Source organism: Hazenella coriacea, from assembly GCF_004341825.1.
GTDB lineage: Bacteria > Bacillota > Bacilli > Thermoactinomycetales > Thermoactinomycetaceae > Hazenella > Hazenella coriacea.
In genome coordinates this window covers 1-14,528 of sequence record NZ_SMAG01000013.1, presented here as the reverse complement: position 1 = coordinate 14,528, position 14,528 = coordinate 1, and the positions used below count along the sequence as shown (strand labels likewise).

Sequence of the window (14,528 nt, the reverse complement as noted above, 5' to 3'; positions counted from 1 at the left end):
TCTTCATTATAGCTGAAAAATAAGGGGATAGACTGCTTTTTTCTTTTTTGTCAGAGAGATTGTCAAGAGTTACAGTTGATCCTTGATGGAGTCGTTGAGAATGGAGAAATGATTAGGCAAAAAATTATGGTTGACATTGTTTATTTTCCTGAGAAAATAAGGTTGAAACAAAATGTTAAGATTTCGTGAAAGGATCTGTAGAAAATGACGCGTAGGGTAACCGATTTTATCGTTGTGGGTAGTGGCATTGCTGGATTAATGACCGCTCTATCCCTCGCCAAAATAGGGGAGGTTGTTATTCTAACTAAAGCGAAAGAGGAACAAAGTAACTCCTTTCGAGCACAAGGAGGGATTGCCGCCGCAGTGGGGGAAAACGATTCTCCTGAATTACATGGCAAAGACACTTTGCGTACGGGCGTAGAGCTTTGTGATCCTCAGTCTGTTGATCTACTTGTTCACATGGGGCCCTCCACGATTGATCTATTAAACCAATGGGGAACAGACTTTGATCGTGAAGGAGATCATCTGGCTTTAGGACGTGAGGGTTCGCATAGTGTTTCTCGAATCTTGCATATTGGTGGAGACTCTACGGGGGCTGGAATCACTTCATCATTACTTACACAAGCCGAACATCATGATAATATTAAAATGATAACGCATACATTGGTGTTGGATTTGTGGTTGCAACAGGGAATTTGCCGTGGTGTCACTGCTGTTGATCTAGAAAAAGATCCAGTATTATATGTGGCTAAAAAGGGAGTGGTTCTTGCGACGGGGGGTTGTGGTCAGCTATATCAATCTACCACCAATGAAATCGTTTCCACAGGGGATGGTTTTGCGATGGCCTATCGAGCTGGCGCATTACTAAGAGATATGGAGTTTATTCAATTCCACCCGACAGCATTGGCTGTAGAGCAAAACCCTATGTTCCTTATTTCAGAAGCAGTACGAGGAGAAGGTGCTATTCTGGTTAATGAATTGGGTATGCCAATCATGCAAGACTACCATGAATGGCGAGATCTAGCTCCCCGCGACGTGGTTTCCCGAGCGATTTATAGTGAGATGAGCCAAAATCATCAAATATATTTGGATGCGACAAGTATGAACGAACGATTTGAAGAACGTTTCCCTAAAATATATCATCAATGTATATATCACGGGATTCATCCTTCACAAGATTTGATCCCCGTAACTCCAGCAGCCCACTTTATTATGGGGGGGATTCAAACAGATCTTTACGGACAAACAACGATCCCAAGGCTATTTGCATGTGGTGAGGTCGCATGTACAGGTGTTCATGGTGCGAATCGACTAGCCAGTAATTCGTTATTAGAAGGTGCGGTCTTTGCACAGCGAGTGGCAAGTCGATTGTCTTCCTTAGAACCTCTGGAGGCTCACATCGAGGAAAGAGACCTATTCCACTTGCCTACTTTGTGCAAAGATAAGCAAATAGAAGAAAAGTGGAAGCAAAAAATCAAAAAGGTTATGTGGGAGAAGGCCGGCATTGTTCGTTCATCTGAAGGTTTATTAGATGGGATTGCACAATTGAAGGAGTTATCACTTCAAATCCCTGATGGATATGTAGAGTGTCGCAATATGTTAATAACTGCACAAATTATTATGAAGGCAGCCTTATGGCGAGAAGAGAGTCGAGGAGGACATTATCGTTACGATTTTCCAAAAACTCTGCCTGAGTGGGCATCTAGACATAATGAGGTAAGGAGAAGCGATTATGAATCCAATTGCTTTGAAACAGTTTATTCGTGAAATTCTGAACGAAGACATCGGAGCTGGTGATTTAACAACAGAAGCATTGGTTCCTAATGACCATGCTAGCTCCTGTGTGTTCGTGATGAAGCAAACAGGTGTAGTAGCTGGATTACCGATCGCAGCACAAATATTTCAAGAACTAGACAGTTCCTGTGAATGGGTGTCCTGTGTCGAAGAAGGTGAGGAGGTTTCCAAAGGAACCATCATCGCTCGCATCATTGGACCCACCCAAGCCATCTTAACCGGAGAACGGGTAGCTCTCAATTTACTCCAACGGATGTGTGGAATTGCTACTCTTACTAGAGAGATGGTAAAAAAATTGGAAGGGCTCGATTGTCAGCTACTAGATACAAGAAAAACGACTCCCGGATTACGCCAATTAGAAAAATATGCTGTTCGGATCGGTGGGGGAACGAATCATCGCTTTGGCTTAAGTCATGGTGTGATGTTAAAGGATAATCACATTGCAATGGCAGGTAGTCTCTCCCAAGCGGTAGAACGTGTCAGACAATATGTTGGACACATGGTAAAAGTTGAGGTTGAAGCAGATACACTTGAACAAGTACAAGAAATTCTCACATTATCTGTAGATGCCATCCTACTTGATAATATGGATCTACCCACGCTACGAAAAGCAGTTGACCTGATTGATGGACGAGTGTGGACTGAAGCATCAGGTGGAATCACTCCTGATACCATTCGTTCGATTGCTGAAACTGGGGTGAATGGGGTTTCACTGGGTTGGCTGACTCATTCAGCTACTTCTTGCGATATCAGCTTAGATTTTGAAGGACCGAAGGGGGCATAAAAGATGTCTTTAGATATGATGACACCTATAACCAATCAACTTCCTGAAACATATCGTGCACTTTCAAGTGAAGAGCTAGATCGACGTATTACTGAAGCTAAGAAGCAATTAGGTAAAGATCTAGTTATTTTAGGACATCATTATCAACGAGATGATGTGATTCAATATGCCGATCATCGAGGAGATTCTTTAAAGCTGGCTCGGATCGGTGCAGAACAGCGTGAAGCCAAATATATCATTTTCTGTGGCGTTCACTTTATGGCGGAGACGGCAGATACATTGTCAACACCTGAACAGATCGTTGTATTACCAGATCTAAAAGCAGGTTGCTCGATGGCAGATATGGCCGATATTGAAGAAGTTGAAGAAGCTTGGGAAGTGTTACAAAAAGAATTTGGCGACACCATCATTCCCGTTACTTACGTCAACTCAACGGCTGCCATTAAAGCTTTTGTAGGGCGGCATGGTGGGACTACTTGTACCTCGTCCAATGCACACGCCATCCTCACTTGGGCATTTGAACAAAAGAAACGGGTCTTATTTTTACCTGACCAACATCTAGGAAGAAATACGGCTTACCAAATGGGGATTCCATTGGAGGAAATGGTGGTTTGGGCACCGATTTCTGGACAGTTTGAAGAGGTAAAGGGGAATTTAGACGATGTTCGGATGATTTTGTGGAAAGGACATTGCTCTGTTCATCAAAAATTTACACCTGAACAAATTCAGGGAGTTCGTGAGCGAGATCCAGAAATGAAAGTGATTGTACACCCAGAATGTTCTTTTGAAGTGGTACAACAAGCTGATTGTTCGGGTTCCACCGATTATATTATCAAAGCGATTGAAGCTGCCCCTCCAGGTAGTAGATGGGCGATTGGCACAGAAGTTAATCTAGTTCAGCGTTTAGCTAATGAACATCCTGAGCAACACATTGTTTTATTAAGTACCACCATGTGCCCATGTTTGACAATGAACCGAATCGACAGACCACATTTATTATGGGCTTTAGATCAAATTTTAGAAGGAAAGCCCACCAACCAAATTAAAGTGGAGCCAGATATTGCTCATTGGTCCAAAGTAGCCCTCGATCGTATGCTTGAAATAAAATAACCATAAAAACAAGCCCGTTCCTTTTTTATTGGAAACGGGCTTGTCCTATAGGATTAACGTACTGTGCTATTATGAACGAAACCTAAGCTTTTATCGGCTAGTTGAATGACATACCATTCTCCATTTACACCTACTTGGTTTAGTTTGGTTCCTTTGACCACTCTTTGTTTAATGGTGGCTTTTAAAGAAGGACTCGTACGTATATTTGCTAGATTGACAGTCACAGTTAGCTGCTTGCCTGTTGCTGGTTGTGAAGGTGTAGATGTTGCTTTTTGTGCAACAGTCTTATGGACATAAGCGGTATATCCATTGGACAATCTTACTTGGAACCATTCTTTGTTTTCACCGATTAGGGTTAATTTCGTTCCTTTTTTGGCTTTTTGTACCACTGGAGCATTTAATGATGTACTGGAACGAATGTTGGCTGTGGATGCAGTGATCGTCACAGTTCCACTTGCTTTGTTCATGTCTGGAGAAGGTGTAGGACTTGTATTGCCAGATACTTTTTCGTATACAGACTTGTGTAAATATCCTACTTTACCACTAGGATGTTTCACTTGAACCCAATCTTTCACAAAGCCAGTGACTTCAAAGATTGTTCCAATTTTCTCTTGTGAAATCACAAATGCACCTGTAGAAGGACCTGTACGAACATTTGCCTGATCCACAGTTACTTTTACTTTACCATTGGTAGGTTGTACCGCAAAAGATGGATCGCCTTGCCAACTCCCTTTTGAGTTACCACTGTGAATCCATACAGGAGTTCCTTCAGGAATTAAACTGTACAGTTCATTCAAGTTTTCTTTACCCATACGGATACAACCGCTTGAAGCATGTGAACCGATGGATGATGGATTATTAGTCCCATGAATTCCGTATGTACGACCTTTGTCGCTATTTACAGTGATCCCAAGCCATTTATCACCAAGTGGATTTCGTGGATCGCCACCCGGGATGTTTTTCCATCCTGGTTTGTTGATTTTTACTACCATTGTAAAGGTACCTTCAGGGGTTAAATCTTCTGTACGACCCGTGGCTACAGAGTATTCTTTAAAAGGTGCTCCATCTTTATAAAGAATGAGTTTGTTTGTTTTTTTGTTTACTTCTACTTGGTAGTTTGCGGCAGCACCCGCTGTTGAATAAAAAGCACCAAAGACAACAACAGTAGCAACTACAGCTGAAACCAGCCATTTCCAATGTTTAATCGTAATGGTTCCCTCCTGCTTCCTATGTCTCCTCCTCTTAGATCGAGAGGATCATGGGAGTTGATGATTAAATGAATCTTTACGTTGTTTTACTCATATATTTATTCGAGTATAGGAAACAGTTTGGTGTCATATTAATAAAAAAAGGTATTCAAATAGAATACCTTGAGATGGCCGTGAGTCTATAATTTGGTGAACTACATATCACCATTTAAATAGGAGTTTCCTATTCTTGTTGCAGCTTGAATTTCCTACAAAATGGCAAGTCTAATGCTGAATGAGACTAAGTTGATCAAGCCTTTACTGCCTGATCAATGAACTACTGTTTATCTTTTGGCAACAGAGTTATGGAGATAAGCGATTTTACCATTAGCAAGTTTGATCTGATACCACTCTTTGCTAACTCCAATCAAGGTGAATTTAGTACCTCTTTTGGCTTTGGTCATGACAGGAGAAGTGAGGCTTGGGTTTGTACGTACATTAGCTACGTTGACGCTAATGACCACTTGACCCGAAGCTTTGGAGAAACCAGAGTTTGCTGGAGCCGTTTTCTTAGCCACTGTTGAATGGAGATAAGCGATTTTCCCGTTCGGTAACTGAACTTGGAACCATTCTTTGTTATAAGCTTTGAGTGTAAAGATGCTTCCTTTTTTAGCTTTGGTGAGAACAGTTGATGAAAGACTTGGACTGACTCTAATGTTGGCTATATTCACTGTAACCTGCACTTGGCCTGAAGATGGAGTGAAGTTAGATGTTGGAGGAGTTGGAGTAGGTTTGGAGCTATCAACCACATAGTTTTTGTGAATAAATGCAATTTTACCATTAGGTAATTTGACTTGTACCCAATCGCCAGATACACCTGTTCGAGTCAAAACAGTTCCTTTATTTAAGGATTGAACAACAAAAGCACCCGTAGAGGGACCTGTACGTGCATTTACATTCGTACCATTCACTTGTACGGTTCCACTAGCAGGTTTTAATCCAACGCGAGAATCTCCACGCCATTTGTTGTTACTTGTACCACTGTGAATCCAGACAGGAGTTCCTTCATAAATCGTGTTGTAAAGTTGGATCACGTCATTGTTATGCATGCGAATACAGCCACTAGAAGCACTCGAACCGATTGACTTCGGGTTATTGGTGCCATGGATTCCGTACATACGGCCATTATCTCCGTTGACACTGATGCCATTCCAGCGCTCACCTAGTGGATTTTCAGGGAGACCCCCTGGGATATGTTTCCATCCTGGTTTTGAGATTTTTACCACCATAGGAAATGTCCCTTCAGGTGTAAGAGCGGTGGTTCTTCCTGTAGCTACAGGATAAACTTTGCTTACAGATCCATTTTTGTACAAATATAGCTTATTTGTCTTTTTATTTACTTCGATTTTGTAATCAGGCGTTGTAGCCGCTTCGATGGACCCCGGTAAAGCGTAGCTGGTGAGTACAGCTAACATAAACGTTACAACTATAAACCGACACCATTTTAACATGTCTTTGGTGTTCTCCTTCCCCTTCGTATTTCATGGATGGACTCACGGCAGGAATATTTTTCTTTAATTTTATGATAACTTATATATTGAGAACTGGGAAGGTGAAAAGCGAACCAATTTCGCATGAAGCCTTGAAACCTACACCTGTCTTCATTAAAATAAAGCGATAAAGGAAGCTTACTACTTTTTAGGGAGTTGGACTTTTTGTACGATATCATCTTATTTGATGTAGATGGTGTTTTTTTGAGCGAAGAGCGTTGCTTTGACGCTTCAGCACTGTCTGTGTGGGAATTACTTCACGCCCCTCACTTTTTAAATTTAGATGGAAGTGGTTATACCCACCAACCATCAGAAGAACAGATCAGGGCCATTCGAAAAGAAGTATTTCAAGATAACCGAATTTTAGATTGGATGAAAACTAAGGGAATCAATTCTAATTGGGATATGGTTTATCTCAATTTCTCAGCACAGCTTTTACTAATTCTTAAAAAGCTGTACACTCAGTTTCCTGAAAAAGTACGTTATTTTCTCTCTCAACCGATTACTGAACAATCACTAGCTGGACTAAAAGAATGGGGTGGTCCATTACTAACTTCTTATCAACCTTCCTATGATCAATTACCGATTTTATTTCAAGATCAAGAGAAGATCGAGAAGCATGAACTATTAGTCTATTTTAATGATCTGGCTAGTCGTTGGTTCGATACTTCTGTGCACCTTTTTTCACGGAATAGTACTTGTTGGATGTTAGGTTATTCTGTGTATCAAGAGTGGTATTTAGGGGATCAACTATATCAAGAAACTGAAAAAAAGAACCCAAGAATTGAGGGGAAACGAGGCTTTTTGTATCAAGAGATTCCAATTGTTGCTCCAGACCGAATCCGTATGATTTTGGAAAGAATAAGAGCGAAAGGGATCGTACTGGGGATTGGTACAGGAAGGCGTTGGCTGGAAACCAAAGTACCACTAACCGAATTAGAGTTATTATCTGTGTTTGATGCGGATCGAATTATTACAGCCTCTGACGTGATTCAAGCGGAAGAAGCTTATCCAGAATATTCTCCGTTAGGGAAGCCTGAACCTTTCACCTATGTTAAAGGTCTTTTAAGTCAGTCAGCAACAGTGGAAGAGTGTATTCAACATCCTTTACCTGTAGCCCATGGGAAAAAGGTATTGATTGTAGGCGACTCGGTGGCAGACTATTTAGCGGCTCGAAAAATGGGATGTGATTTTGCTGCCACGTTGACAGGTCTTACTGGTCAGGACGCACGCTCCAAGTTTGAAGAGTTAAAAGCTGATTATATTTTAAATGATGTGTCTGAAGTGGAGCAAATCATATAACTCTATATGAGTCATTTGAGTTCATATGGATTCAAATCTCCTCGAGTTGTTGTTTTTCTGTCTCGCTCTCGGATCGAGTTCGCCAAAGTTGTACGCTAGAAAAACATCTCCCCTTCTAGTTTAATTAGGACAGAATAACATTATTTAATTAATTTCATAGTTTGGCTCACGTTGAGATATAATGAAAATGACAACTGAATGATTCACAAAATCTAAAGAAGACTTTTTCTACTTTCTAAACAAAATGATTGACTAAAGTGAAGTGTTTTTAGCATAATAAAAGAGGGTAAGCAATGGATAGAGCCATCATGTACGTCATGATGGAAGAACCCAATTACATATCAGGAGGGAATTTCGTTGGCTAAATACGAATTACCAAAACTTCCATATGATTTTAATGCTCTTGAACCTCATATTGATGCGTTGACGATGGAAATCCATCATGATCGTCACCACGCTACTTATGTGAACAACCTGAATGCGGCTTTAGAAGCACACGAAGTTGGAAATAAAACAGTTGAAGAATTAATCTCAGACTTAAAAGCACTTCCTGAAAGCATTCAAGCAGCAGTTCGCAACAATGGTGGAGGTCATGCAAACCACTCTCTCTTCTGGGAAATCTTAAGCCCAAATGGTGGAGGTTCTCCAACTGGTGAGCTAGCCAAAGCAATCGATGAAAAATTTGGTAGCTTTGATCAATTTAAATCCGCATTTGGTGATGCTGCTGTCAAGCGTTTTGGTAGTGGTTGGGCTTGGCTAGCTGTCAAAAATGGTGAATTAGAAGTAACCAGTACACCTAACCAAGATAATCCAGTGATGGAAGGGGCTACTCCAATTTTAGGCTTGGATGTTTGGGAGCATGCTTACTACTTGAAGTATCAAAATAAACGTCCTGCATACATTGAAGCTTTTTGGAATGTAGTTAATTGGGAAGAAGTAAACAAACGTTATCTAGCTGCACGTGGCTAATATTTTTATCTGAACACAGTCTGGGACTCCAGGCTGTGTTTTTTTATTAATAAATACGTTAACGCCCCTCCTCATGGGTTGCTAATGGAGATTTGTAGATGAAAAAGTAAATGTGATGGAACAACTTGATCGATTTTACCGTTGAATAGATAGAGGGGAGATTACTAAAGATGTTTCAGATGATTTCCCGTTTTCTGTGTAAATTTTACTGTCCGTTGAAGAAAGTGTAGAATAAATTGAACATCCGGTAAGAATGTTATATAAAAATAATGATAAGGAGCAAACTATCTGTAAGGAGGTGTCAAAATGACCCGACGACGCAGAAGGTTGCTCATTTCTCATGCAAGAGAAGAAGTGGATGAATTTAAAACAAAAGTGATGAACAAAGTCTTAGGAACGAATATACTAGACCCTAATGACGTAAAAATGGAAGTGGCTAAACAATTGGACATCCCTTTAAATCAATCCGGTAATGGAGATATCAGGGCGGAAGATGCTGGGAAAATCGGTGGTGCCATTGGAGGTCAAATGGTTAAAGAGATGGTTCGTTTAGCTCAAGAATCACTTAGAAAATCTGGAGAATAAAATATTAATCATACGTTAATTTTGCACATGAGTTTTATGGATGAAACTTCTTTAAAAGTAGAACTGAGTATAATGGGATTAGGGAGGAAAGGAGGGAGTCACCATCGAACGCATCTTACTACTGTCCATGGGATTTGGTACAGGTCATAATGCAGTGGCAAAAACTCTAAAATGTCATTTTGAACAGTTGCCTGGTGTAACTGCTAAGGTGGTTGACCTATTGGAGTTGATTCCCCAGACCTTTCATCCCCTTTTGCAATCAGGCTATCAAGGGATGTTGAATAAATTTCCGTTTTTTTACCATTACTTATATGATTGGACTCATCAATCCCGTGTGATTCGGTATGTCTCAAGTGAATTGATTGCGAATATGGGCTGGACGATCCGTAAGAAATTAAATGCTCTATTTAGACAAGTCCAACCAACAAGAATTGTTACTACACACCCGTTTGGATTACTGATGGCACCTTCCAAATGGGCAGAAGTTCCTTCGATTGGTGTAGTGACAGACTATGAACTTCACCCGATGTGGTTGGCTCGCGTTCCTAATGTTCTTTGTGTTCCCAAAAAGCTTCTTGGAAAAAATGAATGGGGGCGGATCGAATGGAAGACGGGATTAAAAGTAGTCGAAACAGGTTTACCGATCCACCCTCATTTTTATGAAGCGGTTGCTAAAGAAGAAGCGAGACTTCAGCTGGGCTTACAACAACAGCGACCTGTGGTACTGATCATGGGAGGCGGAACTGGTTTAGGTCCACTGGAAAACTTAGTGGAGGCTGTACGAGCTTCTAAACATATTCAATTCGTGGTTTTGACTGGAAAAAACAAGGATTTATATGAGCGGTTGTCCCAAGAAATCCACCCTCATATTCGAGTGGAGTCATTTAGAACAGATATCCCAGTCTGGATGTCCGCAGCTGATCTTCTTGTCACAAAGCCAGGTGGAGTTACAATTAGTGAGGCCATCGCGAAAAGGCTTCCCATGCTACTGTTTGAAGCTTTTCCAGGTCAAGAAGAAGCTAATCAGCAGTATTTACTCCATCATCGTGTAGGGATGATTACCCACCCATCTACGATTCGCTTTCAGATTGAGAACTTTTTCTCCCCCTATTTTCAAAAAGACCGATTGTGTGGCAGCTTTGAAGAGCTTAGTTCTGAAGAATCAGCCCAACATATTGTGAATATAACGATGAAAGCAAAACGACCTATTTTGCAGACTCTTTGAAGAAAAGTCTGCTTTTTTTCTTGCGATTCTCACTCCTTCACGAATATGCTTATATAAAGGAGGTTGAAGCGAGTGAAGTTAGTTTCCTATCGGATCAAAGTAGATGAAGACCCTTTACATATTCAAAGTTTGAATGAAAGAAACTTGAATATGAGGCTAGGATGGTTGACTCAAGGGCTAGTTGTCGATGTAGGATTTGCTGGTCAATGGTTACAGTTGGAAAAAGGGCTCGCATTTTCACATGGATTGCCTACGAATATGCAGACCCTTTTAGAGCGAGGGAGTGATGAGATCCAACGTCTACAAGAAGTGAATCGGCAGATGGAGTTGGAAGAGACCTCCCGATTAACGGTCGAGGGTGAACCCGTAGCTCTTCGTTTGGATGAGGTGGATCTTCTTGCGCCTTTACCTCAACCCAAAAGTGTGCGAGATTTTTATGCATTTGAACAACATGTGATGACTGCGCGACAACGTAGAGGGTTAGCAATGATTCCCGAATGGTATGAGATTCCTGTTTTCTATTTTACCAATCATCAGTCTATTATTGGTCATGAAGCCCCAGTTGTGAAACCAGAAGAGACTCAATGGCTGGACTACGAGTTAGAAATCGCTTGTATCATTGGTAAAAAAGGAAGAAATATTTCTGAAGCTGATGCACAGAGTTATATAGCGGGCTTTACCATTATGAATGATTGGAGTGCTCGAGATTTACAAAGACAAGAAATGGCAGTTGGACTCGGACCTGCGAAAGGAAAGGATTTTGCGACTTCACTCGGACCTTGTTTGGTGACCTTAGATGAATTAGAAGACCGAAGGAATGGACAGCATTGGGACTTGAGAATGACTGCCAAAGTCAATGGACAAACGATTTCTCAAGGAAATGTGAAAGATTTGTATTGGAGCTTCTCACAAATGATCGCTCGTGCTTCTAAAGATTGTGATCTTTATCCAGGAGATGTGATTGGATCTGGGACGGTAGGAACAGGTTGTATTCTGGAACTAGGTCCTGAGGTTCACCGTTGGATAGAATCTGGAGATGTGATCGAGTTAGAGATTGAACGGCTAGGGGTTTTACGTAATACGATTACTGAAGCATAGGGACATAAATGATTTTAACATTAGGAATTAGCACTCTCCTGTGCTCCAAGGATCTGTAGGGGGAGGAAGTGTTAGAGATCATTTAGGTGATTTTTAGAATTGAAAAATAAGAGCTCATCGATCTTCATGAGCTCTTATTTTTTAAAGACAAAAGGATATGATTTTAGTCATGTTCAAGTTAGTTTAATTACTTGTCGCCCTCGTTGAACGGCGAATGGTAAGTGGATAGATGAGAGTAACGATTAGAACTGTAATTCCTGTGGCAATCGTACCATAAAATGGTGTTGTAAGTGTAATGCCGACAAAAATGATTCCTAAGATGATTAAGCCGATCCAAGAAGTGAAAGGAAAGAATTTTACATGATATTTATTTGTATCAATGCCTTGGGAACGACTTTTCAAATGAGCCATCAATAATAGGATCCAGATGAGTAACATGGAATACGCAGGAATTACCATTAGGTAATCAAAGGTTTTTCCTTTTGCAAAAAAGGCGATAATAACTCCGATATATAAAAATGAAGTACTAAACAATAAAGCAAAAACAGGTACTTTTTGTTTAGATAGTTTGGCTAAGAATTTAGGTGCATGACCAGAGCGTGCTTGAGAATATAGCATTCTGGATGCGGCGTACATACCGGAGTTGGCTGAGGAAATCACTGCAGTTAGTAACACAAAGTTCATGATATGATCTACATAGGGAATACCAATTGCCTGAAACACAGTGACAAATGGACTGTTCTCTCCCAGTTGGTTCCATGGGACAAGGGAAACAATGACAAAGATCGGCAGAATATAAAAGACGATAATACGAGTGATCACAGTTCGGGCGATTCGTGGGACTACTTTTTCGGGATTCTTCATTTCTCCGAGTGTCATCCCAATCATCTCAGCGCCCCCAAATGAGAACATCACGATCAACATCGATGAAGCAATCCCTACGATGCCATTGGGGAAAAAACCACCATGTGCCGTTAAGTTTGTAAGCCCTGGTGCCGCATGGTCACTAAATCCTGTAAATAAAAGAGTTCCACCTAAAAGTATAAATAAAATTAATACAAGAATCTTAATACCAGCTAGCCAGAACTCTGTTTCTCCATAGATTTTCACTTGAAATAGATTGATACCAGTGATCAATAAAGAGATGATTAAGGATAAAATCCATAGGGGGATATGATCAAACCAATATTGGAGAAAAATAGCTGCTGCTGTTATTTCAGCGGCCATGACTAACACCCAAGTGATCCAGTACATCCAACCTGCTAAATAACCAGCAAAGCGACCTAAAATAGGCTCGAGTAAATCACGAAAATTTCGAGCATGTGGATGACGAATGGTCATCTCGGCTAATCCTTGCATAACGAATAATAAAATGATGCCACCAATCAAGTAAGAAACGACCACTCCAGGACCAGCAGTAGCGATTGAGCTACTGCTCCCTTTAAACATACCTGCTCCAATGACTCCCCCTAGTGCCATCATCGTAATATGGCGTGGGGTCAGACCTCTACTCAACTCATCTTGATTCTTACTCATTTCTCGTCTCCTTTTAATTAGGCTCTTTACAATCATTAGATCTAAAATAGGGCTGAATCTTAAATTGTGAACTCTATATGAGCATTTTAGTAGATATTGATCCTGATTCCATCGGATCGCTGTTTCTCTGTCTCACTTTCGGATCGGATCCGCAAAAGTCGCTTGTCAGAAAAACCTCTCCCCTCCTTGGTTCGAATTAAGTTGCTTAATTTTTAATTCATTTAAATGGTTTTGCTCAAGTCGAGTTATGAAGAATATTATATTTTATTGGGGTATATTTGAACAGGCATATCTAAATAGTGTTGACCAAGTAATGATTACCAATGACAAAACGAAAAATACTTTGGTGGAAAATCACTTTTAATTATGGATGAATGGATCCGATTGGGTTTGAGTCATTGCTTTTATGCGGATAAATTCCAGATATAGGCCACTTCTTCTACACTTTGCGAGCCAATAGTCGTAGTGGTCTGAGTGAAAACCGTGCCACCTAAATGTTCATAAAAGCGACGGGCAAGATGATTAGTTTCTAATACCCATACGATCATATGGGAATATGGTTCTTTTTGTAATTGGCGGATGATCGAATTGGCTAGCCGTTTGCCAACTCCTTTTCCTTGTTGATCAGGTAGCAGATAGATGGCTGATAGTTCCGCCCAACCCTGATATTGACCTGAAAGTTCTTTTCCTCCACTAGCAAAACCAATGATATTTCCATGATCATCTTCGGCCACATAGACGATCGTGTCACTTGGAATGATTTTCTTCCACTTCTCTTCATGTTTCGTAAGACTTAACTGCTGTAGGTAATTTTTGTGAATCATTCCTTGGTAAGTATGACGCCAACTAGCTATTTGGACAGAAGCGATTCCTTTGGCATCGGCTAAAGTTGCTAATCGAATTTGAGTCATGATTTACTCCTCACTGTAATGTTTTTTAAAGGTAAGTTTATTTTGAATCATATGCATATTTATTTTAATTTTCAATATCTATTTTCCTTGCTAAATGTGACAATTATATGGAGAAGGATTTATTATAAATCGCCAAGAAGACCCTCACCTTCTATAAGTGGGGGATGAATGGGGGCGTCGGACGAGGGAGGGTTCTAACCCTCTCGCAAGTCAGACAACTTTTTAAAGTGTGGTTTCAGGAAGCATTCCACCATCTTACTAGCATCAGTGTTCTCTCTGACTTCTTACATATTAACTGTAGAATCACTTCCACATCTAGGAGGGTGTGAAATCTTTTTCGTGCTAGATGAAATCTCTTATTGCGAACATGCGTGCCTATAGGTATGATGTTACGCAAGGAGGTGAAAAGCAAGTGCATCAGGCCTACAAATTTCGTCTGTACCCAACAAAAAAACAAGCAACACTCATGAATAAGTC

General features: G+C 40.6%; 13 protein-coding genes. 9 read left to right on the top strand and 4 right to left on the bottom strand.

Translation table 11 applies throughout. From position 1 onward, the window contains the following. Nucleotides 1-204 precede the first annotated feature (204 nt). The 3 genes from nadB to nadA are packed head-to-tail and all read left to right on the top strand — an operon-like array spanning nt 205 to nt 3,688. On the top strand, nt 205-1,767 hold the full coding sequence (nadB, locus tag EDD58_RS14335) for an L-aspartate oxidase (RefSeq protein ID WP_131926781.1): 1,563 nt from the start codon (nt 205-207) through the stop codon (nt 1,765-1,767). Further along, entirely contained in the window at nt 1,733-2,578 is an 846-nt protein-coding gene (nadC, locus tag EDD58_RS14330; protein WP_131926779.1) for a carboxylating nicotinate-nucleotide diphosphorylase, read from the top strand. Before nadB ends, nadC begins: the two co-directional genes overlap by 35 nt. 3 nt (nt 2,579-2,581) lie before the next feature. Next, a complete protein-coding gene (nadA, locus tag EDD58_RS14325) occupies nt 2,582-3,688 on the top strand; it encodes a quinolinate synthase NadA (protein WP_131926777.1) in 1,107 nt (368 codons plus the stop codon). Nucleotides 3,689-3,741: 53 nt separating this feature from the next. Here nadA and EDD58_RS14320 read toward each other — a convergent pair whose 3' ends face one another. Both EDD58_RS14320 and EDD58_RS14315 read right to left on the bottom strand, forming a co-directional pair. Further along, nucleotides 3,742-4,875, bottom strand: coding sequence for an SH3 domain-containing protein (locus EDD58_RS14320; protein WP_279389117.1), 1,134 nt, complete (start codon nt 4,873-4,875; stop codon nt 3,742-3,744). A 344-nt stretch (nt 4,876-5,219) separates the two neighbouring features. Then, nucleotides 5,220-6,386: an SH3 domain-containing protein gene (locus EDD58_RS14315; protein ID WP_131926774.1), complete on the bottom strand. Its 1,167-nt coding sequence runs from the start codon at nt 6,384-6,386 to the stop codon at nt 5,220-5,222. Nucleotides 6,387-6,590: 204 nt separating this feature from the next. Between EDD58_RS14315 and EDD58_RS14310 the strand changes: the two genes are divergently transcribed. The 5 genes from EDD58_RS14310 to EDD58_RS14290 all read left to right on the top strand — a co-directional run bounded on the left by EDD58_RS14310 (nt 6,591) and on the right by EDD58_RS14290 (nt 11,604). Further along, nucleotides 6,591-7,727: an HAD family hydrolase gene (locus EDD58_RS14310; RefSeq protein ID WP_131926772.1), complete on the top strand. Its 1,137-nt coding sequence runs from the start codon at nt 6,591-6,593 to the stop codon at nt 7,725-7,727. 357 nt (nt 7,728-8,084) lie between these two features. Next, complete coding sequence (locus EDD58_RS14305; protein ID WP_131926771.1) at nt 8,085-8,696, top strand: superoxide dismutase; 612 nt, start codon at nt 8,085-8,087, stop codon at nt 8,694-8,696. 306 nt (nt 8,697-9,002) lie between these two features. After that, a complete protein-coding gene (locus EDD58_RS14300; protein ID WP_131926769.1) occupies nt 9,003-9,281 on the top strand; it encodes a small, acid-soluble spore protein, alpha/beta type in 279 nt (92 codons plus the stop codon). Between the two features lie 127 nt (nt 9,282-9,408). Then, nucleotides 9,409-10,506, top strand: coding sequence for an MGDG synthase family glycosyltransferase (locus EDD58_RS14295; RefSeq protein ID WP_131926768.1), 1,098 nt, complete (start codon nt 9,409-9,411; stop codon nt 10,504-10,506). Between the two features lie 72 nt (nt 10,507-10,578). After that, a complete protein-coding gene (locus tag EDD58_RS14290) occupies nt 10,579-11,604 on the top strand; it encodes a fumarylacetoacetate hydrolase family protein (RefSeq protein WP_424321685.1) in 1,026 nt (341 codons plus the stop codon). 183 nt (nt 11,605-11,787) lie between these two features. Here the strand turns inward: EDD58_RS14290 and EDD58_RS14285 are convergent, their stop codons facing one another. Together EDD58_RS14285 and EDD58_RS14280 are read right to left on the bottom strand one after the other, a co-directional pair. After that, entirely contained in the window at nt 11,788-13,140 is a 1,353-nt protein-coding gene (locus EDD58_RS14285; RefSeq protein WP_207903315.1) for an amino acid permease, read from the bottom strand. Nucleotides 13,141-13,544: 404 nt separating this feature from the next. Then, on the bottom strand, nt 13,545-14,051 hold the full coding sequence (locus EDD58_RS14280) for a GNAT family N-acetyltransferase (protein WP_131926764.1): 507 nt from the start codon (nt 14,049-14,051) through the stop codon (nt 13,545-13,547). 346 nt (nt 14,052-14,397) lie between these two features. On the opposite strand from EDD58_RS14280, the gene EDD58_RS15405 reads away from it, so the two are divergent. Further along, nucleotides 14,398-14,528 (top strand): helix-turn-helix domain-containing protein (locus EDD58_RS15405; protein ID WP_207903316.1); only part of this gene is annotated, 131 nt, incomplete at its 3' end.